19 protein-coding genes are annotated in these 22467 nt (G+C 43.7%); 14 read left to right on the plus strand and 5 right to left on the minus strand.

The annotated features are described in order from the left end of the window. Positions 1–16 precede the first annotated feature (16 nt). From CLV51_RS14910 to egtD, 4 genes are all read left to right on the plus strand, one after another. Entirely contained in the window at positions 17–961 is a 945-nt protein-coding gene (locus CLV51_RS14910) for an ABC transporter ATP-binding protein (protein ID WP_106528867.1), read from the plus strand. 6 nt (positions 962–967) lie between these two features. After that, positions 968–2536: an ABC transporter permease/substrate-binding protein gene (locus CLV51_RS14915; protein ID WP_106528868.1), complete on the plus strand. Its 1569-nt coding sequence runs from the start codon at positions 968–970 to the stop codon at positions 2534–2536. Positions 2537–2548: 12 nt separating this feature from the next. Continuing rightward, complete coding sequence (egtB, locus tag CLV51_RS14920; protein WP_106528869.1) at positions 2549–3709, plus strand: ergothioneine biosynthesis protein EgtB; 1161 nt, start codon at positions 2549–2551, stop codon at positions 3707–3709. 62 nt (positions 3710–3771) lie between these two features. Then, entirely contained in the window at positions 3772–4761 is a 990-nt protein-coding gene (gene egtD, locus CLV51_RS14925) for an L-histidine N(alpha)-methyltransferase (RefSeq protein WP_106528870.1), read from the plus strand. On the opposite strand, the gene CLV51_RS14930 is transcribed toward egtD, so the two are convergent. Further along, positions 4758–5234, minus strand: a complete 477-nt coding sequence (locus CLV51_RS14930) for a DinB family protein (protein WP_106528871.1) — start codon at positions 5232–5234, stop codon at positions 4758–4760. The genes egtD and CLV51_RS14930 overlap by 4 nt on opposite strands. A 215-nt stretch (positions 5235–5449) precedes the next feature. Between CLV51_RS14930 and CLV51_RS14935 the strand changes: the two genes are divergently transcribed. Continuing rightward, a complete protein-coding gene (locus CLV51_RS14935; protein ID WP_106528872.1) occupies positions 5450–8140 on the plus strand; it encodes an outer membrane beta-barrel protein in 2691 nt (896 codons plus the stop codon). A gap of 151 nt (positions 8141–8291) precedes the next feature. Here the strand turns inward: CLV51_RS14935 and CLV51_RS14940 are convergent, their stop codons facing one another. Continuing rightward, entirely contained in the window at positions 8292–9152 is an 861-nt protein-coding gene (locus CLV51_RS14940; protein WP_106528873.1) for an OmpA/MotB family protein, read from the minus strand. A 283-nt stretch (positions 9153–9435) separates the two neighbouring features. On the opposite strand from CLV51_RS14940, the gene CLV51_RS14945 reads away from it, so the two are divergent. Then, entirely contained in the window at positions 9436–10461 is a 1026-nt protein-coding gene (locus tag CLV51_RS14945; RefSeq protein ID WP_106528874.1) for a LacI family DNA-binding transcriptional regulator, read from the plus strand. Between the two features lie 237 nt (positions 10462–10698). Here the strand turns inward: CLV51_RS14945 and CLV51_RS14950 are convergent, their stop codons facing one another. The 3 genes from CLV51_RS14950 to CLV51_RS14960 all read right to left on the minus strand — a co-directional run bounded on the left by CLV51_RS14950 (position 10699) and on the right by CLV51_RS14960 (position 15220). Further along, positions 10699–11937 carry an alkaline phosphatase family protein gene (locus CLV51_RS14950; RefSeq protein WP_106528875.1) on the minus strand — a complete coding sequence of 413 codons (1239 nt, stop codon included), beginning with the start codon at positions 11935–11937 and terminating at the stop codon, positions 10699–10701. A 126-nt stretch (positions 11938–12063) separates the two neighbouring features. Continuing rightward, a complete protein-coding gene (locus CLV51_RS14955; protein ID WP_106528876.1) occupies positions 12064–14226 on the minus strand; it encodes a S9 family peptidase in 2163 nt (720 codons plus the stop codon). A gap of 43 nt (positions 14227–14269) precedes the next feature. Further along, a complete protein-coding gene (locus tag CLV51_RS14960; protein ID WP_106528877.1) occupies positions 14270–15220 on the minus strand; it encodes a hypothetical protein in 951 nt (316 codons plus the stop codon). A gap of 164 nt (positions 15221–15384) precedes the next feature. On the opposite strand from CLV51_RS14960, the gene CLV51_RS14965 reads away from it, so the two are divergent. The 8 genes from CLV51_RS14965 (at position 15385) to CLV51_RS15000 (ending at position 22465) form a co-directional block, all read left to right on the plus strand. Then, positions 15385–16641 (plus strand): dihydroorotase, encoded by a 1257-nt coding sequence (locus CLV51_RS14965; RefSeq protein WP_106528878.1) that lies wholly within the window; start codon positions 15385–15387, stop codon positions 16639–16641. Between the two features lie 61 nt (positions 16642–16702). Beyond that, positions 16703–17206, plus strand: coding sequence for a DUF4199 domain-containing protein (locus CLV51_RS14970; RefSeq protein ID WP_106528879.1), 504 nt, complete (start codon positions 16703–16705; stop codon positions 17204–17206). 45 nt (positions 17207–17251) lie between these two features. Beyond that, complete coding sequence (locus tag CLV51_RS14975) at positions 17252–18268, plus strand: glycosyltransferase family 2 protein (RefSeq protein WP_106528880.1); 1017 nt, start codon at positions 17252–17254, stop codon at positions 18266–18268. Between the two features lie 23 nt (positions 18269–18291). Next, entirely contained in the window at positions 18292–19428 is a 1137-nt protein-coding gene (locus CLV51_RS14980; protein ID WP_106528881.1) for a glycosyltransferase, read from the plus strand. Positions 19429–19546: 118 nt separating this feature from the next. Continuing rightward, positions 19547–20572: a GHMP family kinase ATP-binding protein gene (locus CLV51_RS14985; RefSeq protein ID WP_106528882.1), complete on the plus strand. Its 1026-nt coding sequence runs from the start codon at positions 19547–19549 to the stop codon at positions 20570–20572. 29 nt (positions 20573–20601) lie between these two features. Further along, complete coding sequence (locus CLV51_RS14990; protein ID WP_106528883.1) at positions 20602–21180, plus strand: D-sedoheptulose-7-phosphate isomerase; 579 nt, start codon at positions 20602–20604, stop codon at positions 21178–21180. After that, positions 21177–21878, plus strand: coding sequence for a nucleotidyltransferase family protein (locus CLV51_RS14995; protein WP_106528884.1), 702 nt, complete (start codon positions 21177–21179; stop codon positions 21876–21878). The genes CLV51_RS14990 and CLV51_RS14995 overlap by 4 nt, the downstream gene beginning before the upstream one ends. Positions 21879–21943: 65 nt before the next feature. After that, positions 21944–22465, plus strand: coding sequence for a D-glycero-alpha-D-manno-heptose-1,7-bisphosphate 7-phosphatase (locus CLV51_RS15000; RefSeq protein ID WP_106528885.1), 522 nt, complete (start codon positions 21944–21946; stop codon positions 22463–22465). The last annotated feature ends 2 nt before the right edge of the window (positions 22466–22467 follow it).

A 22467-nucleotide genomic window follows, 5' to 3' on the forward strand; every position in this document is an offset into this window, starting at 1 on the left:
TTCCCATGAATTGCTCATGATTAAACTGGATCATGTTACAAAGTATTTCAACACAGCAAAAAAAGCAGTAGATGATATCTCCTTTGAAGTACAGGAAGGAGAAACACTGGTATTGCTGGGCACCAGCGGCTGTGGCAAAACCACAACCCTGCGCATGATCAACCGCCTCCTGGATCCCGGTAGCGGCCACATCTATGTAAACGGAAAAGATGTACAACAACAATCACCGGCTGTTCTTCGCAGGAGTATTGGATATGTCCTGCAAAACACCGGCTTGTTCCCGCATTATACGGTCAGTGAAAACATCGGCACAGTGCCGGCATTGTTGCAATGGGACAAAACACGCATCCGTAACCGCACTATAACGTTAATGGATAAACTCCGTTTACCGGCAGCCACCTATGCAGAAGTGTATCCCCATCAACTCAGTGGCGGACAGCAACAACGGGTTGGCCTGGCAAGGGCACTGGCAGCAGATCCGCCGGTATTACTGCTGGATGAACCCTTCGGTGCACTGGATCCGTTAACGCGCATCAGTATACGAAAAGAATTCAAAGCACTGGATGAACTCAATAGCAAAACGATCATCCTGGTAACACACGATGTAGAAGAAGCTTTTGAACTGGGCGATCGTATCTGCTTAATGAACGAAGGACGTATTCAACAGCTGGGACCCGCTACTGCATTGCTCTTTAAACCCGCTAATGATTTTGTGCAAACTTTTTTAGATCCGCAACGATTACAACTGGAACTGAAATCGCTGTTATTACAGGACCTCTGGCCCTTTCTTACTACCAAAGATATCCCTGCCGGCTTACAGCAACTTCCCGCTGAAAGCTCCTGTTGGGAAGCATTGGCAGCAATGACCCATAGCCCGGTAACTGTTGTCTGCGACCAGGAACAAAAAGAAATAGATGGTAACGCATTAATGGATGCTATAGCCTCCTATAAAAAACAATAAGCCCGCATGGATGCACCGGAAACTTTTTTCGATTTCGTACAACAACAATCCGGCAAACTGCTGGAGCAAACGCTCACGCATACCGGCCTTACTTTCATTTCGGTATTGCTGGCAGTAGCCATAGGTGTGCCTTTGGGCATTTTCATCACCCGCAGAAAAAAGATGGCGGCATTGGTACTCGGTTTTGCAGGTGTAATGCAAACCATTCCCAGTATAGCCCTGCTGGGTTTCATGATCCCTTTATTGGGCATCGGACCCAAACCCGCTATAGTAGCCTTATTCCTGTATGCATTGCTGCCCATCATCCGTAACACTTACACCGGTATTAACGGCGTGGATAACAATGTAATAGAAGCCGCTACCGGCATGGGATTGAGCCGGCAACAATTGTTGTTTAAAGTACAGCTTCCGCTGGCCTTACCGGTAATACTCGCCGGTATACGCACCGCTACAGTGATTAACGTAGGCGTGGCTACACTGGCTGCTTACATTGCTGCCGGCGGACTCGGGGAGTTTATTTTTGGCGGCATTGCCCTCAACAATACCAATATGATGCTGGCAGGAGCAATACCAGCAGCACTCCTGGCCATCCTGTTCGATTGGCTGCTCTCCCTGCTGCAACATATCAATATCCGCAGATCCGGGAAGGCGCTCTACGCGCTGCCGGTCATCTTCCTGGTACTATCCTCCTTTTACCTGATCCCCGATACCTACAGCAGTAAAATGCTGGCGGGTTTCACACCGGAATTTATGGGCAGAAAAGATGGTTACCTGGGACTTAAATCTGTATACGGACTTCATATCCGTACGCTCGTGATCAGTGATATGATTATGTACAAAGCTGCCTACGAAAAAAAACTGGATGTTATCAGTGGAAGCAGCACTGATGGCAGGGTAAAGGCTTTTGATCTGGTAGTGCTGGAAGATGATAAACACATTTTTCCGCCCTATTACGCCGCTCCCATTGTACGCGACGAAACACTGGAAAAATATCCCGAACTGGAACCGGCACTCAACCTGCTCTCTGGTACAATTAATGATAGCATAATGACGGAATTAAACTATCGGGTAGATTATCTCAAACAAAATCCGGAAAAGGTGGCAAAAGATTTCCTGGTAGCTGCAAAGCTCTGGAAACCAGCCAGCAACGGTAGTAAAGGCACCATTCGCATAGGCTCAAAAATTTTCGGCGATGGCTATATCCTCGCAAATATGTACAAAATGTTGATTGAAGGCTACACCGATCTGTCGGCGATGACTAAAACAGGATTAGGGGGTACCAAAATTGTTTTTGATGCCTTAACGAATGACCAGATAGACATGTACCCGGAATACACCGGTACCGGTTTGCTGGTGATCCTGCAAACGCCGCAACCGGTAGTAGACAGCATCATATCAGACAGCAAAAAAGTATACGATTATGTGAGTATGGGATTTGAAAAACAGTTTCAGGTAAAATGGTTGAAACCAATCGGATTTAATAACACCTATGCTTTGATGATGCGTAGGTCTGCCGCTACCCGGTTGCATATCAACAGTATTTCAGCATTTACAAACTACGTGAACCATCAGTAACCACCTGTAATTATGTCATTAAAAAAAGAATATGAAACCGTGCGTAAAAGAACGGAAGCCATCTGCGCACCGCTCAAAACAGAAGACTATGTAATACAACCCATAGGAGATGTAAGTCCGCCCAAATGGCATTTGGGCCATACTACCTGGTTCTTTGAAACTTTTATTTTACTCCCTAACGCTAAAGGATATACGGAATTTGATCCGCAATATAATTTTGTTTTCAACAGCTACTACGAATCAGTGGGTGCCCGCGTTATCCGCACAGACCGTGGCAATCTTAGCCGCCCTGCAGTAGAAGATATTATGCGTTACAGAAAACATGTAGATGAAGCCATGTTCGTTTTCCTGGAACAGGAAATGACGCCGGCATTACAACAGCTCTTCACATTAGGATTGAACCACGAAGAACAGCACCAGGAACTATTATACACCGATATTAAATACATTCTTGGCCATAATCCGCTGTTTCCGGCTTATGATACCCATCGCAAACAACACCAGGAAATACCGGCAGTGAACAATCACGACGCTTCCTGGTTAAATATGAAAGCTGGTATTTATGAGATAGGATTTGCAGGGGATGGATTTTGTTTTGATAATGAATTAGGCAGACATAAAGTATACCTCCCCGATTACGCTATCAGTACTGCGTTGGTTACTAATACCGAATACCTCAGTTTTATACAGGCGGGCGGTTACCAGGATTTCCGTTACTGGCACGCGGAAGGCTGGGATTGGGTTAAAAACAATCAGATCGCCAAACCCATGTACTGGTATAACATCGATGGGCAATGGATGCATTACACCTGGCAAGGCCTTCAGCCGCTAATGCCGGATGCTCCGGTAGCGCATATCAGTTACTACGAGGCAGCAGCATATGCCGCCTGGAAAGGACTCAGGCTACCCACCGAATTTGAATGGGAAGCCGCAGCGCCTCAATTGTCGTGGGGACTACGCTGGGAATGGACAGAAAGTGCCTACCTGCCATACCCCGGATTCACCAAAGCACCCGGTGCCATAGGTGAATACAACGGAAAGTTTATGATTAGCCAGATGGTATTGCGCGGTGGCTCAGAAGTAACTCCACCCAACCACAGCCGTATTACCTACCGTAATTTCTTCCATCCGGCATTGCGGTGGCAGTTTACCGGAATAAGATTGGCAAGATGATTGAAGATTTGAATATAAGGAGATAGATAAAAAATCAAAGGTTCCAACATCAAAAGACATTTATGACTGTAATTCCTACTTTGCCTGCACCATGCAAACGCAAACCGGCCACTGATTCATTCTACAATGATGTTGTGCAGGGTTTATCTGCACCGCAAAAACACCTGGACCCCAAATATTTCTACGATGCTGCCGGTGACGCCCTTTTTCAGCAAATCATGCAGTGCCACGAATATTACCTGACAGGTTGCGAAATGGAAATCCTTACCAGCCAATCCCCGCAAATAGCACAGGCATTACAAAAGTATGCAGGCGCATTTGACCTGGTAGAACTGGGTGCCGGAGATGCTACTAAATCTATTCATCTGCTCCGGGAATTACTGGATAACGCCGTCGACTATACGTATTTTCCTATTGATATATCTGCCAACGTAATTAAACAATTAGAAAAAGAGCTGCCTGCTAAATTACCTCACCTGCAATTACACGGACTGAATGGTGAATACTTTCATATGTTGCAGCAGCTAAATGAATATTCAACCCGGAAAAAAGTGTTGTTGTTTATGGGGGCCAATATTGGCAACTTCAATACAGCTGCGGCACGTAGCTTCTGCCAGCAACTGCGGCAGTATCTGCAACCCGGCGATCTGCTGCTGACAGGATTTGATTTGAAAAAACATCCGCAAATAATTCTCAATGCTTATAATGATGCCACTGGTATCACCCGTGCATTTAATTTCAACCTGCTGCATCGTATAAATCGTGAGTTGCATGCGGATTTCGACATCACAAAATTCGAGCATTTCCCTACTTATGATCCCTCCACCGGTGCCTGTAAAAGTTACCTTATCAGCCTCGAAAAACAATTGGTACACATTGGGGAGGATGTAACTGTTTCCTTCGCAGAAAACGAAGCATTGTACATGGAGATCTCACAAAAATACACCCTGGAGGAAACAGACCAGTTAGCTGCACAAACAGGATTTAAGCCGGTATCCTCCTTCTTTGATAGTAAAAAATGGTTTGTTGATTGCCTGTGGCAGTGTATTTAGCCCCAGGCACCCAACATACGGCGCAGGGCAATAATTTCTCCGGTATGATAACTGTTGTGATCTGCCAGCAATACCGCTTCCCGGAATAAATGCTGACCATCGCCATGAGGAAATGGCGTAAATAAATCCGCATCCGGTGCTTCCAGTAGCGCAATAAATTCGTGCACTTCCCTGTTGATACGATCCAGGCTGTGATGCCAGGCAGTATCATCTTTTGGAGCTGTTTCCTTCGGCCAGTAATCCTTCGGCCAATTGATACTTTTATAGTGTGGATTCCTCGAAAAATCAAGTATATCGTATTGCGTGATACGGATATGCTCAACAAGCTGCCAGATGCTGTAGGGCATGTTTTCCGGCACCTCCCCCCTTAACTGCACAGGCAATTTTTTAACAGCCTCCGCAAATGTCACATGAGCATTCCCTTTAAGCAACAATTCTTTCAGTGATGTAATCAGTGCTGCATGGTCTTTCATATGATATTTTTATTTTGAATATAAGAATAATTTTGCAGGAAGTGTACTGTAATAACTTAATAATAATGTAACATCTGTTTTTATAAAATGTTATAATATTTGAGAATTTTATTATCCAATTGATCTTTTTTTAAGTAAAATAACATCGTTTACATTGAATTCACAATTGACTATTTAAACAAAAGTATCATTGTATTGATTAAGCAACCCATATAATGAATAAATCCGTATTAACGTTAACAATACTTTTTATCTTCCTGCATATCACACTCTTTGCCCAACGGGAGATAAAAGGAACCGTATACGAAAAAGATACACGGAAACCATTGGTAGGTGCAAGCATATTATTGTTTACCGTTAATAAATCGATATTAAAGGCGCAATCGCTGTCTGATGAAACAGGGCATTTTTTGATACATAATCCACCTATGGGGGAATACATGCTCATTATAAGTTTCATGGGCTTCGAAGCACTCCATCTCCCTGTTTCACTTACTGAAAAAAAACAAACAGTAACATTTGATTATAAACAATTGGCCCGTAACAGTATCGTACTTTCAGGTATAGATATTAAAGTAAACAAGCCCTTAATTGCCATCCGGAAAGATACCATTGAATTTTCTGCCAGTGATTTCCAAACAGCCGATAATGCCTCGCTGCAAAATCTGATGCAAAAAGTACCAGGGCTGACAATGGATATGGAAGGCAACTTCTTCTTTCAGGGAAAGCCAATTAAAGATTTATATGTAGATGGACGACCTATCTTTCAAAACTCCCCCAATGGTTCGGGTGATCCCAAAAAAATAGCGCAGGTACTCATGGCCAACATGATTGATAAAATACAGGTGGCAGATAAAAAAGGGATGGACGGATTAATAGATCCGGGCAAAAATGAAAAGGTGATAAACATCACTATCAAAAAAGAAATGAAAAAAGGTGTAAATGGGGCTGCAGGAGCAGGATATGGAACAGATGGCCGCTATAACACCGGCGCCAATGCCAATATGTTCAGAGACAACAAACAGGTAATAGTGATGGCAAATTCCAACAACGCCAACACCTCACGAAACCCCTTCTCTACAGATGAGGCAACTAATCTGAATGAGAATAATCCCGGGATAAATACTGCTACCAATATAGATGGTAGCGCATCCTTTGATCTTACAAAAAAAACCAAGGTTAATTTTAATCTCTTTCGCCTTAGCAATAAAGCAAACAGTGATGAATCGCACCAGCGGGAAAATATTCTGCCGGACAGTAATTTTCGTTACAACAGTACCACGCAAAAAGAAACCAGGCTAAACGGCACAGCGGGTTATGTTGATCTTGAAATGCAACCGGACGAAAAAAACAAGATCGGCATAGGAGTCAATATTACCAGCTCAAACAGCCACTCATCTTCACAAAACAAATATATTACACTGGGAGGTAGCCACAACGATACCATCAATACCGGTCGTATAATAAACACTGATAACGGGAACAACCGGAGGATCAACTTCTCAACACAATATACGCATCAGTTCAAAAAACAAGGCCGCGCATTAAATGCCTCTTTCAGATTTGAGCAATCGGCAACAGATAATGACCAAAACAATTATAGCCTGAACAATACAAAAGCAGCTGTATCAGATACTATTAATCAATTGGTGAAACCACGGCTTGGCTACAAAATGTTTTCAGCAAATGTAAGCTACGTAGAGCCCCTGAGTAAAATCCTCTCGCTCAATACATCTTACAATTTCACCAACACAACAATCGACAATAACCAGCAGGCATTTGATTATGACAACATAAAAAATGGTTATAACATCATCAACAAAGGGCTAACGTTCAGTTTTAAAAACACCAACCAGGTACAATCTGTCAGCACAGGCCTGGAAATGAACAAAGGTAAGATACAAAGTATGGTTAGCTTATCTTACAACATCAATAATTCAACAAGCAAAAATTTTACGAATGGCGTGAATTATCAACAAAAGATTAATTACTTCTCCCCCACTTTTTCCCTGTCTTATAAAATCGATAACTACAAAGATCTGCGCGTAAGCCTGATAAGCATGCCAACGATTCCTGAGAGATCCAGCTTAATGCCGGTAGTATCTACCGAAAATCCACTTTACATACAGTTGGGTAACCCTGACCTGAAGCCGGGCTACCAGAACCAACTATTTATAGATTATCGTTCCTTCAGCATCAAAGGTCTTACATTTGGGGCCAGTCTTATTGGTATGCTGCAGGATAATGCTGTTTCCACTTCTGTATATTCCGATTCTACCGGCCACCAGGTAAGTAAGCCTGTTAATGTAAGTGGCACCTATAGTTTCCTTCCAAATTTATCCATAGGCAAGCGATTCGCAAAATCTGCGCTCACCTTAAACTACAATATTGCACTGTATCTTAATCGTAATATAAATTATGTAAATAAAATTAAGAATGCCACTACAAATTATACTTTAAACAATTCCTTCTCCGGCTCCTGGATGTATAAGAAACTACTGGAATTTAATGCGATGGCCCTTATCCAATACAATGGTAACAGATACTCCATTCAAAATAATGCGTATTATGATTTCATAGATTACAAGATCTATCTGAGTGTTAACAGCTACCTTCCGCTAAACATCAATGTTGGTACTGCTGCCATCTACAATAGCAATACAAGCCTGCAACAACAGTTTACCCTGCTCAACGGATGGATATCCAAAACCTTTTTACACGATAAAAGTTTACTGGCCAAATTATATGCGTACGACCTGTTGAGAGAAAATAAATCACTTAAATCAGCTTTAGCCCCCACTTACCTGGAAAGGGCTCAGTTCACGGTGTTATCGCAATATTTTATGCTCAGCATGACATATTTCTTCGGCAAAAAAGGACCTAAACAACCGGGAGAGGCTCAATAGTTTTTAATCGTAATGAGGCTTCACCGGCATATCAGGATCATTAATTAGTTAAAACAAAAAGCGTATAGCATAAAGCAATTGAAGCGAAGATAAAAGCGATAATTAATCCGCTTATATCTTCGCTTCAATTGCTTTGTGTTTTGTACTGCTTTTAATTAGCGGGTTTCTCCAGTAATTTGAAGAACTGATCCAGCTGCGGCAATATTACGATCCTTGTTCTGCGGTTAGCTGCGCGGCCTTCAGGTGTATCATTGGAGGCAACAGGCAGGTATTCACTTCTACCGGCGGCTGTCATACGTGCTGGCGGAATGTTATACTGATTCTGCAGAATACGTACTACAGAAGTAGCTCTTTTCACACTCAGATCCCAGTTATCAAGTAATACATTCGGACGGTAAGGAACATTATCAGTATGACCTTCTACCATGAATTCAATATCAGGCTGATTGATCAATACTTTAGCTACTTTACCTAATACTTCTTTAGCTCTTTCATTGATGTCATAGCTACCACTCTTAAACAATAGTTTGTCGGAGATATCTATATATACCACTCCTTTATCTACCTTAATATTGATGTCTTTGTCATCCATATTACCGATAGCACCTTTCAGGTTCATCACCAGTTGCATGTTCAGGGAGTCTTTACGGGCAATAGCAGATTGGAGATCTTTAATGTAGGCATCTTTTGCGCCTATATTATCCAATGATTTTTTGATGCTTTCTGCCTGAGAACTGGAGATAACGGATAATTCTTTCAGATGATCCAGCATCTGGCTGTTGTTGCTTTTCAGCTGTGTTTGCTGCTCCTGCAGTGATTCTACTTTGTCCTTGTAAGAGGCTGCGTTGCGGGCCGCATCTTCTTCACATTTTCTCAATTGACCGGAAGCATTTCTGTAAAGACTATCCAGTTGTGCATTCCTGACCTGAGACTCTCTCAATTTTCGCGGTGCAGAACACGATGCAAAAATAGTGACTAAAGCTACGGGCAAGGCTAATCGTTCTATTCTCATAAAATGCATATTTTTATAATCTAAAAAATAACTATATATGAAGTTAACAGGATACAATGGTAAGCAAACGCTGAGTAGCAAATAGTAGGCCGAAGCAACCGCAGACAGGTTATAAACGGGTTAAAAAAACGATAAAATCAGTCCTGGCAAGATGAAAAATTATCATATACTTATATATGATCCCTTATTCATAAAAAAAAGTTAATGTTTTGCAATAACTAAGTAACTTGTCCGCCAGAGTACACGCTATATCTATTTTCCATTAATTGCTGAAATGTATTGTATGAGAAAGGTGGTTTCTTCGGGTCAACCAACAATAAAGGAAATTGCAAAAAGGCTGAACATCTCTGTATCTACTGTATCAAGAGCATTACATGATCATCACAGTATCGGCCTGAGAACTAAGACGAGAGTAAAACAGCTGGCGGCAGAAATGAATTATGAACGCAACCAGACGGCGATCTATTTCCAACAGGGTAAAACATTTACAATAGGTATTCTTTTACCGGAATTGTCGGAAGCTTTCTTTTCCAGTGCCATCAGCGGTATTGAAGATACTGCTTACAGTAATAACTATACAGTACTGCTGGGCCAGTCCCACGATGATGAAGACAGAGAAAAACAGATCATTCAGAGCATGAAACAACACCGGGTAGATGGCTGTATTGTCTCTATCGGGAAAAATACCAGCAGCTACGACCACTTCGAAATGCTGCAACAAGCCCGTATTCCGGTAGTATTCTTTGACCGCATCCCCGATCTTCCCAACATTCATTCCGTATCCTGTAACCTGGAGTCAGGTACCGTACAAGCAGTGGATTTCCTGCTGAAACAAGGACATCGTATCATTGGTATGATCAACGGACCAGAAACAATGGTAGCCAGCAAAGAACGCGCTACCGGCTATATCAAAGCGCTGCGTAAACATCGCCTGAAATATGATCCGGAACTCATCGTAAACGCAGATCTCACGGCCACCGGCACGGCAGAAGCCATGCAATACCTGCTGTCCTTAAAAAGAAAAGTAACAGCGGTAGTTACTTTCAATGACTATGTAGCCATGGACGCGGTACAATATGCACTCAAACAAAAATTGGAAATAAATAAGGATATTACTTTTGTATCTTACGCCAATACACCGGTAAGCGGTTATACGGCCTTTCCTCCTGCTGCTTCTGTAGAGCAGTTCCCTTATGAACAAGGGCAGGCGGCTACCAATATGCTAATGTCACTCCTGAGTGGAGAACAGGCATTAAACGATTATAAACATACCATTATGGAGTCACAACTGGTTATTCATCACCGCTAGGCATTTTACTTGCCGATAACCTTGCCACAGCAATAACCGTGGCACAGGCTATTCGACTTCATTGTTCGCTGTCTATATTGTTCGCTGTCTATAATTGCTGCTTTTCGAGCTTAATTCAATGTGTTCTACTTTTTCATTAATTGCTACAACGATTCTACACGTTTTTTTTAACATTCCGTATACGCAAACGCTTGCGTTAACCACGCAAGCGTTTGCGTAAAGGCTAAAAAAGGCATTTTACTTCACTACTGCCCATCTGTTCACAGTATTCAACGGTGCTTCTAACACTATCTTATAAAAATCAGCCGGCATTCCTTTCACACTGATCGCAGCACTTTCGTTTGATACAGGTACTTCTCCTAACAATTTATAATCATCGTGTCCACCGGTTTTATAATTGTTGGTGGTAGCTACCCAAATCTTCACTTTCCCTTTTTTATCATAGGCTTTCCAACCCAGGTGCAGCATGTTGTTCTCTAATGTAGCAACGGGTTGCGCCAGGGAAATAGCACCGGTAAGTGGTACCCCATCTAATTCACGTGCATTTTCGGTTGGTATTTTTACATCAAGGAAACGCGCCATGGACGGGAGTATGTCTACAATACCCGGTTGCGCGGTCTTAAAATAAGTATTCAGTCCTTTTGCATTGGTAACAATCCAGGTAGTACGCTCCCGGTCCGACTGTCCACCATGACCATAACCACCCCTGGCATCGCGGCCGTGATCCGTAGTGATATAGATTTCCCAGTCCTCATTAAAATTTTGGCGACGATATTCCATCGCATCCCAGATCCTGCCCACCATATCATCTGTCATGCGTACAGCGCTGTCCATTCTTGGACTGCTCGTACCATAACGGTGCCCCATATCATCGCTGTACTCCAGGTACACCCACGTTAAATCAGGTGCATCACTGCGCACATAAGCCGCTGCTTTTGCAGCTACTTCTTCATCTATCAGATGTGTATACCAGCTGTCTTTATCATGCGGAAAATGCACGGTATCTTTCTCCAGCCCATCCACAGCATGATCTATATGCAAACCGCCTGTTTGCGGCAATCCATCACCTACTAATTTGGTGCGATTATCCAGCCACGTAGAAAATATAGCTGTTGTTTTTTGCGGATAAGCCGTTTTAAAAAAGCGGAAAATACTTGGGTAAGCATAGTTCTGCGCAGCAATATCATTATCCCACACATTATGCTTATTTACCCAGGTGCTTGTAAGCAGACTATTATAGCCTACTGCCGATATAGTAGGTGTTTGCGAATAGCCTTTTTTTTCTCCACCTACATAAGCGCGGCAATAGCCTCCTTCTTTGGCAATGCGTTTCAGGTTAGGCGTTGGCTGTGCTTCAATTACATCTGCGGGAATACCATCTGCAATAATAAATAATACTTTATGTTTCCTTACCTGCGCCTGCATGGTTAAGGTAGAAAAGGATAACAGGCCTATAGCCAATAGGATACATTTCATTGTCAACTGTTTTAGCGATTAGCTTTTAGCTTTTAGTTATTGAAGCGGTAATAAAATCGAAAGATAATATTTCAAGAATATCTTCGCTGCATTTTTACTAAAAGCTAAATGCTAATAGCTAATAGCTTACTTCAAATATGCATCAAAATAATTGGTGATTTTCTGCATCAGGTGAACCCTGTCCTTTCCCAGCACATTATGCAGATGTCCCGGATATACAAAGTAATCTACCTGTACTTCATTGTCCACACAGGCTTTCAGGAAGTCAATAGAATGTTGCCATACCACTACATCATCATTAGTACCATGAATCAACATCAGGTGACCCTGTAAATTTTTAGTTTTTGTAAGCAGGTTCGCAGCAGCATAACCATCCGGATTTTCCTGCGGAGTATCCATATAACGCTCTGTATACATCACTTCATACATGCTCCAGTCGATCACCGGCCCACCGGCAACAGCAGCCTGAAACACGCCAGGGTGGCGCAACATCAGCGACGTTGTCATAAAGCCACCAAAGCTCCAGCCATGCACACCCATTTTTTGCTGATTAATAAACGGCAACGACTTCAGATATGCCACGCCCTGCAGCTGATCATTCATTTCTACAGTACCTAACTGACGGAAGGTGGCCTGTTCAAATGCCATTCCACGATTATCGCTGCCACGGCCATCCATTGTAAAAATCACATAACCATGCTGGGCCATATATTCATACCACAGGTTGCCACTGTAAGGAAAAGTATTACGAACCAGTTGTACATTAGGACCATTATACAGGTATACAATTACAGGATAGGTTTTAGTAGTATCAAAATCCACCGGCAATATCAGCTTACCATACAAAGGAGTGCCGTCGTCAGCTTTCAGCGTTACCTGCTTTACTTCCGGGCGTTGAAAATCTTTCAGCGGATCAGCAGCGGTGATCAGCGTTTGCTGCCATTTGCCTTTGAGCGCACTGATCTGTGCTACGGAAGGAACCGTAGCAGCACTATATACATCCAACACATAATGTCCATCGTTGCTTAATTGCGCATCATGCCAGCCGGCAGCATTATCCAAACGGCGCAGGGCAGCGGTTTTCAGGTTCACCGCATACACATGCTTTTCCATAGGACTTTCTTTAGCAGCAGTAACTACTGTTTCATTGGTTTCCGTATTAAAACCGGTTAATTCATTCACATCCCAGGTGCCTTTTGTTAACTGTCGCTGTAGTTGCCCTTGTGTATTATAGAGATATAAATGCGAATAGCCGTCGCGATCGCTCCACCAGGCAAACTGATCAGGTTTGCCGGGAATAAAGGTAAGCGGGTGCGTTGGATGCACATATTTGGGATCCGTTTCTTCGAACAAAGTTTTTACCAGATCACCGGTAGCAGCACTATATTGATTCAGCCAAAGATGATTTTGTTCGCGGTTCAGCAAAGCCACATATACCGATTGCTGATCGGGCGACCAGGTAACGCAGGTAAGATAATGATCTGCAGGGCCTTCTGTTTTCAGGAAGATAGTTTTTTGCGTAGATGGCTGATATACGCCCAGTGTAACTTCGTGTGATTTTCCACCAGCCATCGGATATTTGATAATATTGGCATGTGCCGGTGTTACGGCCCAGTTGATCACCGGATAATCATTGACCATCCGTTGATCCATACGGTAAAAGGCTACCAGGTCTCCTTTAGGCGAAAAGAAAATGCCTTTATCTATTCCAAATTCTTCCCGGTGCACACTTTTACCATTGATGATGTTGATGTCTGTATCATTGGTGATAGCCTGTACAGCACCATCTGCGCTGCGTACAAAAAGATTATTTTTTACCGTATAAGCAATCTGCTGACTTTGCGGATTTACCGTAATATTTTCTGCATCTGCCGGCAAACTGCACCAGTTGGCAAATTGCATTTTACCATTTTGCAGTTGTCCCTTATATAAATTATTACCTATACCAAACCACGCGCTGTTAGCGGAGATCCAGTGCATAGCCGGTATGCCTTGTAAAGGTTTGGAAGAAAATAATTGCTGGCTGAGATTATCCAGTGAGAGGAGGGTATCTGCCTGCATTGCAGGCACGGTGTATTTAATCCATGCATTGCTGCCATTAGCTACTACTACCCTGCTGTAGGCGTTTTCACCGGGAATCCATTCAAATTGTTTCAACCGCTCTGGTGCCAGTTGCTGGCGAAGTCCGTTGGTGGCTTCTGCCATGGTGTACTTACGTTGCTGGGCATACGAAAATTGCAGCCCGTTCACAACCAATGCTGTCAAAAGCAATAGGAACGCTTTCTTCATCCTGTAATTTTTTAAGTGGCTAAATTACGGGATCAGGAATGATTTATGAATTCGGAATTAAATTACGCTGTACCCATTCTCTTTCTTCAGGGAGGAGATAGTCGGCTCTTTTTTCTGTGATCCAGGAAAAAGTCTTTTTTACATCTGCTTTAGCTGCTTTGAACCGGGAGAGAAATTCCATGCCCAGCATCAGGTCTGTAAACCCGTTTTTAACGGTTTCAATGGTCATCCGGGCACTACTGCGCCTTTTTGAAAGGAGCTCGGTAATACGGGCGGTAACGGCCTGTATGGCATTTTCATCTGCATATTTATAAATCGCTTCCATGGCCTCAAATTTCAGATGACCACGAAGGAGGCAACGCGTATAAAACATCGCTTCTTTCTCTTTCTCAATATCCGCGATAGTGGCAAAAGCCAGGCTTTTTACATCCTGACGATGGTATTCCAGTAATCTTTTCAGAGAAGGTAAACTTTTCCGGGTACCTACTTTATGCAATAACAACGCTATATAATAAACATCATATTCATTTACCGTACGCTTCAATAATGACAAGGCCCAGTCTTCAACAGCAGGATTATGCGTGCCACGCAAAGCCAGCAGTGCAGAACGGCGAATATTATTATTAAGAGATAAAGTGTTATTCAGTAAGGGTTCCAGGTTAATATATCCCGGTATGGTCAGGCCCCGCTCCAGATCCTGCTGAATGCCTGTGATCATATCTGCATCCTGCTCTGTTTTAAGGCGGTCCATCAGAAAACGGATCACTTCCGGTTCATTGGTGTTCCTGGAAAGCTGTGTAATAATAAAGCCGGCAGCACGGCGTTTATCTTTATCGGGTTCAGTTTCAATGTATTGATACAATAAAGGTATGTAAGCGTGATTAGCCAGTTGTTCTGCTTCCCGGAGTGCCTGCCAGCTGGTGGTTTGCCCGTTATTCAACTGTTCCGAGCGGTCGCATATCCGTGTGACGAGGTTCGTGAGATAGTCTATCATCTGTAGTTATTTTGATCTGCTACCCCTCCATTTTCAATTATCATACCAACCTGAATAACGATGGGAAAAAGTGGTCAATACCCGGCTTCATCAATTAACAGTTTTATGTTACATTTGCCCCTGTATTTTCGGACAGGTTTTGATATTTGAATAGAACGTAAAGCATGCACATATTACTCAAGAACGTAAAGATTATAGCGCCTTCTTCACCTTTGCACGGGCAGCAAAAAGACATTTCCATTCAGAACGGTATCATTCAGCAGGTAGCTGACAACCTGGAAGATGCCCGTGCTACGGTCATTTCCGGTAGCAACCTGCACGTATCTGCCGGATGGATGGATATTTTTGCGCACTTCTGTGATCCCGGCCAGGAACACAAGGAAGACCTGCAAAGTGGGGTTAAAGCAGCAGCCACCGGCGGTTACACCACCGTGATGATTGTGCCCAACACACAACCAGCGCTGCATACCAAGCCACAGATCGAATACGTATTGAGCAAAACCCGCCATTCGGCGGTAACCGTGCTGCCTATAGGTGCGGCCACTAAAAACCTGGAAGGAACCAGCCTGGCAGAAATGTATGAAATGCAGGAAGCAGGCGCAGTAGCGTTTTCCGACGGCCTCAAACCATTACAGTCTCCCGGCCTGCTGCTTAAAGCCCTCCAATACATCAAGGCTTTTGACGGTACCCTCATCCAGCTGCCGGACGACCAGAGCATTTCGGCACATGGCCTTATGCACGAAGGCATTTACTCCACGCAATTGGGGATGCCCGGCAAACCCGCACTGGCAGAGGAACTAATTGTACAACGCGACCTGGAACTGGCTAAATACACCGATTCCCGCATTCATATCACCGGCATTAGTACCCGCAAATCCGTAGAACTGATAGCTGCCGCCAAAGCAGACGGCATCAAGGTAACCTGCTCTGTAACCCCTTACCACCTGTCGTTAACAGACGCACAGCTGGTAGACTACGATACGCACCTGAAAGTGAATCCACCATTGCGCACAGCAGATGACGTGAAAGCCTTGCAGGAAGCAGTACTACATGGTACGATCGATTGTTTTGCTACCCACCACCTGCCGCAGGACTGGGATGCCAAACAGGTAGAATTTGAATATGCAAAAAATGGGATGATTGGCCTGGAAAGCACTTTCGGGGTATTAAGACAATACCTCCCGCAACTCCCACTGGAACAGTTAATTAACATGCTTACCACGCATCCGCGTAAGATCTTTGGTCAAACCCAACCTGCCCTGCAGGAAGGCGCAGTAGCCAATCTCACTGTATTTGATCCGGATACTAACTGGCAGTTCACCACTGCGCATATCGCTTCCCGGTCCAAAAATTCAGCGTATATTGGCACAGAACTGAAAGGAAAAGTAATTGCCATTGTTAATAACGGGCAATTGCATTGAGACAGATAACAAACCCTATATTGCTTATTTCAAACCTGTTTAATATAAATATCTTGTTACTATGACAAATAAAACTCATTTATCGTACGGAATAATTACGTCCCTGGTAATTATCTTAGTATCTGTTGCTTTTTACCTGTTAAAACTAAACCAGGAAAGATGGACAGGCTATGTTAGCACCGTTATTTTAATGGTGGGAGTGGTACTGTCCTGCGTGGCATATGCTAAAACCAATGATAATGCAACTCCTGGCGGGATCTTTGGTAATGGATTCAGAACCACCGCTGTAATAACAGTCCTCTCCATTATTTTCACCGTGCTGTTCATATACATTTTCCCTGACATCAAGGAACAGGCAATAGAGGCAGCAAGAAAGAAAATGGAAGAGCAAAATCAGTCTGAAGAGGCCATACAAACAGCTATTGATCTCACCAGAAAAATGTTCATACCGTTTGTAATTGGCTTTTCCCTGTTTTTCGATGTTATATTCGGCCTGATAGCATCTTTAGTTGGTATGGCTATTGGCAGGAAGTACCTGAAGCCGCAAAAGACAACAACATTATAGGCAGTAATACACAACATCCTTTACATACATCAAGGAACATCCTAAATGAATTTAAACATATCCGTAATCGTTCCTTTAAAGAACGAAGAAGAATCATTACCTGAATTAGCTGCATGGATTGACAGAGTGATGCAAGCCCACCATTTTACCTATGAGGTATGGATGGTGGATGATGGCAGCACAGACGATTCCTGGAGCGTGATACAACAACTGGCTGCACAAAATTCAAGCATTAAAGGCATCAAATTCCAACGTAATTATGGTAAATCTGCTGCTTTAAATGAAGGCTTCAGTGCAGCTCAGGGAGATGTAGTGATTACAATGGATGCAGATCTGCAGGACAGTCCGGATGAAATACCAGAACTGTACCGCATGATCATGGAAGAAGGCTTTGATCTCGTGAGCGGCTGGAAAAAGAAACGGTACGATAATGCTTTTACAAAAAATCTTCCTTCAAAATTATATAACTACACCACTACCCGCATGAGCGGCGTAAAGCTGCACGACATGAACTGCGGCCTCAAATCCTATCGCAAAAAAGTAGTGAAATCAATAGAGGTATACGGTGAAATGCACCGCTATATCCCTGTAATAGCCAAATGGAACGGCTTCCGTAAAATCGGCGAAAAAGTGGTGGAACACCGTGCCCGTAAATATGGTGTTACCAAATTCGGACTGGAACGCTTTATTAATGGCTTCCTCGATCTGGCCACCATCATGTTCATCGGTAAATTTGGCAAACGCCCTATGCACCTGTTTGGTGCGTTAGGCTCTTTGTCGTTCTTTGTTGGATTTATCATTGCTTTTTACCTGGCCTTTGCGAAAATTTTCTTCGATAAGGTAAACATGACAGACAGGCCCATCTTCTACCTGGCGCTGCTCTGCATGATCATAGGTTCACAACTGTTCCTCACCGGTTTCATCGGTGAACTGGTAACGCGTAATGCTACTGAACGCAATTCTTACCTCGTAGAAGAAAGAATGGATCATACAATTACGGATTACGAATTACAAATTACGGACCTTCGCGAAGATCGTCCACGTGGATCCCGTAATTCGTAATTCGAAATTCGCAATTCAAAATAATGGCTAACAAAAAGAAAATACTCATATTAGGAACAGCCTATCCTTTCCGGGGTGGGCTGGCTGCTTATAACGAACGACTGGCAGAAGAACTACAGCAAACAGATGATGTGGAAATATGGACGTTTACCATCCAATATCCCAAATTATTTTTTCCGGGTAAAAGCCAGTTTTCAACAGATCCTGCACCAAAGCACCTGCGGATAAAACGTTTGATCAACTCCGTAAATCCGCTGAACTGGTTGATTGTAGGTCGTAAGATCCGGAAAATGAACCCGGATATTATCATCACCAAATACTGGTTGCCTATTATGGGCCCTGCATTAGGATCCTTACTGCGCCTGGGAAAGAGAAAACATACAAAAGTAATTGCCGTATTGGATAATGTGGTGCCGCATGAAAAACGGCCGGGTGATGTGGCCTTTACCAAATATTTCCTGCAACCGGTAGATGCATTTATAGCCATGAGTCAGTCTGTACTCAATGACCTGCGTGTATTTGAACCTACCAAAAAAGCATCGCTCATCCCCCACCCTATTTACGATAACTATGGTGCACTCATCTCTAAAGAAGAAGCCCGTGCACAGTTGAAACTACAGCCAGGAAAGCGTTACGTTCTTTTCTTTGGTTTCATTCGTCAATATAAAGGGCTGGACCTCCTGCTGCAAGCCATGGCAGATGAGCGGATGAAAAAGCTGGATATACATGCAATTGTTGCGGGAGAATATTATGAAGATGCTGCTCCCTATCTTCAGCTGTTGGCCGAACTACAGCTGGGCGACCGTATACTCATGCACACGGATTTTATTCCTAATGAAGCGGTAAAAAACTATTTCTGCGCTGCCGACCTGGTGGTACAACCTTATAAAAGCGCCACCCAGAGCGGCATTTCGCAGATCGCCTATCATTTTGAAAAACCCATGGTGGTAACCAATGTAGGCGGACTGGTAGAAATGGTGCCGGATGGTATCGTAGGATTTCAGGCGGAACCCAACCCGGCAGCGATTGCAGCTGCTATTGAAAAATATTTCCTGGAAAACCGGGAAGCAGACATGGTAACTGCACTCCGCAAAGAAAAACTACAATATTCGTGGGCGCGACTGGCAAAAGAAATTCATACATTAGCGGTTAGCAGCTAGCTTTTAGCTTTTAGAAAATGCAGCAAAGATCTTCTGCTATAATCTTTGCTGCATTTTCTAAAAGCTAAAAGCTAGCTGCTAAAAGCTAAATACTAACTGCTAAAAGCTAACAGCTGAAATGATATACAGAAGCAAAGCACCTTTACGTATAGGCCTTGCCGGTGGCGGCACAGATGTAAGTCCGTATTCGGAACTTTACGGTGGTGCCATCCTCAATGCCACCATATCTTTATACGCACGCGCATCTATTGAACCACTGAGTGATGGTAAAATTATTTTTGACTGCGCCGACAGAAGAGAAACTGCTACTTACGATGCCGTATACCCGTTGCCGTTAGATGGCAAACTGGATATCCTCAAAGGTGTTATTAATCGTGTACAGAAAGATTTTGGCAACCTCCCTTCTCCGGGATTTAAACTGACCACTTTTGTAGATGCCCCTGCCGGATCAGGTTTAGGCACCTCTTCTACCCTGGTGGTAGCTGTATTGGGCGCTTTTGCCGAATGGATGAAACTCCCGCTGGGAGAATATGACATGGCGCACCTGGCCTATAGCATTGAACGGGAAGACCTGCAACAGGCCGGTGGCAAACAGGATCAGTATGCCGCCACCTTTGGCGGAGTAAACTTCATGGAGTTTTACAAAGGCGATAAAGTGATTGTAAACCCGCTCCGCATCAAAGAAATAAACCTGCATGAACTGGAAAATAACCTGGTATTGTTCTATACTTCTACCAGTCGTTTATCTTCCACTATCATCTCCGAACAACAAAAAAATGTAACCGATAAAAACGATGATTCCATTGAAGCCATGCATCACCTGAAAGAACAGGCGGTGATGATGAAGGAAGCACTCCTGCGTGGTACGATCGATAAAATCGGGGAAATATTGAATTACGGCTTTGAATATAAAAAGAAGATGGCCAAAGGCATTACCAATCCACAACTGGATGAAATTTACGATGCTGCCCGCAAAGCCGGTGCCAGCGGCGGAAAAATTTCCGGCGCAGGGGGCGGTGGATTCATGATCTTCTATTGTCCGAAAAATACACGTTTTGCTGTTGTTGACGCACTGAGCGGCTTTGGCGGTGATGTAAAACGCTATACCTTTACAAATCACGGCATTCAAACATGGAGCATTTAGGTGCGTGACAAAAACAAAAAATCAGCCTGATGAAACAGAAAATTGCCAACACCATCCGTGAAAGTATCGCCGTAAAAGAAGCGATCTGCCAGGATGAACTATTGTTACATACGATACAGCTGGTAGCAGAAACCATTACCCACAGCCTGCAAACAGATCATAAGATCCTTTTTTGCGGCAACGGAGGCAGTGCGGCAGATGCACAACACCTGGCCGCTGAATTCTCCGGTCGTTTTTATAAAGACCGTACCCCGCTGTATGCAGAAGCCCTGCATTGCAATACTTCCTATATGACTGCCGTTGGCAACGACTATGGCTACGACCAGGTATACGCCCGCATACTGAAAGGAATTGGCAGAGAAGGTGATATCCTGATAGCCATTTCTACTTCCGGTAATTCCAATAACATCCTGGAAGCGATGAAAGTAGCGAAAGAACAGGGAATGATTGTGATAAGCATGACAGGCAGCACCGGCGGTAAGATGAAGGAAGGCAGCGATTACCTGATCAACATCCCGTCTGTGGATACACCACGGATCCAGGAAGCACATATCACCATAGGACATATCATTTGTGAAATAGTGGAAAACAACCTGTTCGGCGAATGACCAGTGAATGTATTGTACTCGCCGGTGGTTTAGGCACCCGCCTTCGTAGCGTAGTAGCCGACAAACCCAAGTGCATGGCTCCTTTGGGCAACTATCCCTTCCTCTATTACCTGTTACATTATCTGCATAAACAAGGCATCACACATGCTGTATTGTCGCTCGGATACTTATCAGAACAGGTGATTAGCTGGTGCAACAGTATAGATCTTCCATTGCGTGTATCCTTTACCGTAGAACCGGAACCCCTGGGTACGGGAGGCGGTATCATTCATGCCCTGCCTGCATTAACCGGTAATGAAGTATTTATTGTAAACGGAGATACTTATTTTGATGTAGACCTTCCTGCTTTTTACCAGTTTCATCAGGCGCACCAAAGCCCGCTGTCACTGGCATTGAAGCCCATGCAACAATTCGACCGCTATGGGAGTATCCAGCTGGATAACGGACCTCACATCACGGCTTTTAAAGAGAAACAGTTTTGCGAAGAAGGCCTGATCAACGGGGGCATCTACCTTACCACTGCTGATTACCTGAAAAGCTTATCCTTGCCGGAAAAATTCTCTTTTGAAAAAGAAGTCCTGGAGCCACAAGTTGCCGCAGGCGCACTATATGGCTTTGTAAGCGACACTTATTTTATTGACATCGGCATTCCGGAAGATTACGAAGCAGCGAAACAGCGATTAGCTTTTAGCCAATAGCTTTAGCCAATTGTATTAAATCGCTTCCTTTCCTAACAGCTAACTGCTAAAAGCTAACAGCTACTATGACCTTATTCCTCGACAGAGATGGCGTAATAAATGACGAAATCCGGGACAGCTATGTACTGAGTCCGGATATGTTCCGTTTCAGTGAAGGTGTATTAGCTGCCATGCCGTTGCTGGCCAAACATTTTGACCGCATCGTTATCGTTACCAATCAACGTTGCATTGGCCGCGGCCTCCTCACCGTAGCCGGATTGAATGAAATTCATGCGCGCATGCAACAGGAAATCCGGCAACATGGCGGCAGAATAGATCAAATTTATTTTTGTCCGGATGTAGAAAGTAACAGCCCATGCCGTAAACCCAGCGGGGGTATGGGGCTGCAGGCACAGCAGGATTTTCCGGAAATTGACTTCCGCCAATCCATAATGGTGGGTAATACCCTGAGCGATATGCAGTTTGGGAAAGATCTCGGCATGCAAACCGTATTCATACCTTCTACGCGCCCTGATACACCTTTCCCTCATCCGCTCATTGATCAGCGATACCAAAACCTGCTGCAGTTTGCGCAGGCTATACAATAATT

Origin of the sequence: Chitinophaga niastensis (assembly GCF_003014755.1) — a bacterium.
Taxonomy (GTDB): Bacteria; Bacteroidota; Bacteroidia; order Chitinophagales; family Chitinophagaceae; genus Chitinophaga; species Chitinophaga niastensis.

Bases quoted from the DNA above. Each gene is read 5' to 3' on its own strand.
- CLV51_RS14960 (WP_106528877.1), bottom strand. From the start codon at position 15,220: ATGATAGACTATCTCACGAACCTCGTCACACGGATATGCGACCGCTCG.
- CLV51_RS15000 (WP_106528885.1), top strand. From the start codon at position 21,944: ATGACCTTATTCCTCGACAGAGATGGCGTAATAAATGACGAAATCCGG.
- CLV51_RS14955 (WP_106528876.1), bottom strand. From the start codon at position 14,226: ATGAAGAAAGCGTTCCTATTGCTTTTGACAGCATTGGTTGTGAACGGG.
- CLV51_RS14935 (WP_106528872.1), top strand. From the start codon at position 5,450: ATGAATAAATCCGTATTAACGTTAACAATACTTTTTATCTTCCTGCAT.
- egtD (WP_106528870.1), top strand. From the start codon at position 3,772: ATGACTGTAATTCCTACTTTGCCTGCACCATGCAAACGCAAACCGGCC.
- CLV51_RS14940 (WP_106528873.1), bottom strand. From the start codon at position 9,152: ATGAGAATAGAACGATTAGCCTTGCCCGTAGCTTTAGTCACTATTTTT.
- CLV51_RS14980 (WP_106528881.1), top strand. From the start codon at position 18,292: ATGGCTAACAAAAAGAAAATACTCATATTAGGAACAGCCTATCCTTTC.
- CLV51_RS14910 (WP_106528867.1), top strand. From the start codon at position 17: ATGATTAAACTGGATCATGTTACAAAGTATTTCAACACAGCAAAAAAA.
- CLV51_RS14975 (WP_106528880.1), top strand. From the start codon at position 17,252: ATGAATTTAAACATATCCGTAATCGTTCCTTTAAAGAACGAAGAAGAA.
- CLV51_RS14990 (WP_106528883.1), top strand. From the start codon at position 20,602: ATGAAACAGAAAATTGCCAACACCATCCGTGAAAGTATCGCCGTAAAA.
- CLV51_RS14995 (WP_106528884.1), top strand. From the start codon at position 21,177: ATGACCAGTGAATGTATTGTACTCGCCGGTGGTTTAGGCACCCGCCTT.
- CLV51_RS14915 (WP_106528868.1), top strand. From the start codon at position 968: ATGGATGCACCGGAAACTTTTTTCGATTTCGTACAACAACAATCCGGC.
- CLV51_RS14950 (WP_106528875.1), bottom strand. From the start codon at position 11,937: ATGAAATGTATCCTATTGGCTATAGGCCTGTTATCCTTTTCTACCTTA.
- CLV51_RS14930 (WP_106528871.1), bottom strand. From the start codon at position 5,234: ATGAAAGACCATGCAGCACTGATTACATCACTGAAAGAATTGTTGCTT.
- CLV51_RS14985 (WP_106528882.1), top strand. From the start codon at position 19,547: ATGATATACAGAAGCAAAGCACCTTTACGTATAGGCCTTGCCGGTGGC.
- CLV51_RS14945 (WP_106528874.1), top strand. From the start codon at position 9,436: ATGAGAAAGGTGGTTTCTTCGGGTCAACCAACAATAAAGGAAATTGCA.
- CLV51_RS14965 (WP_106528878.1), top strand. From the start codon at position 15,385: ATGCACATATTACTCAAGAACGTAAAGATTATAGCGCCTTCTTCACCT.
- egtB (WP_106528869.1), top strand. From the start codon at position 2,549: ATGTCATTAAAAAAAGAATATGAAACCGTGCGTAAAAGAACGGAAGCC.
- CLV51_RS14970 (WP_106528879.1), top strand. From the start codon at position 16,703: ATGACAAATAAAACTCATTTATCGTACGGAATAATTACGTCCCTGGTA.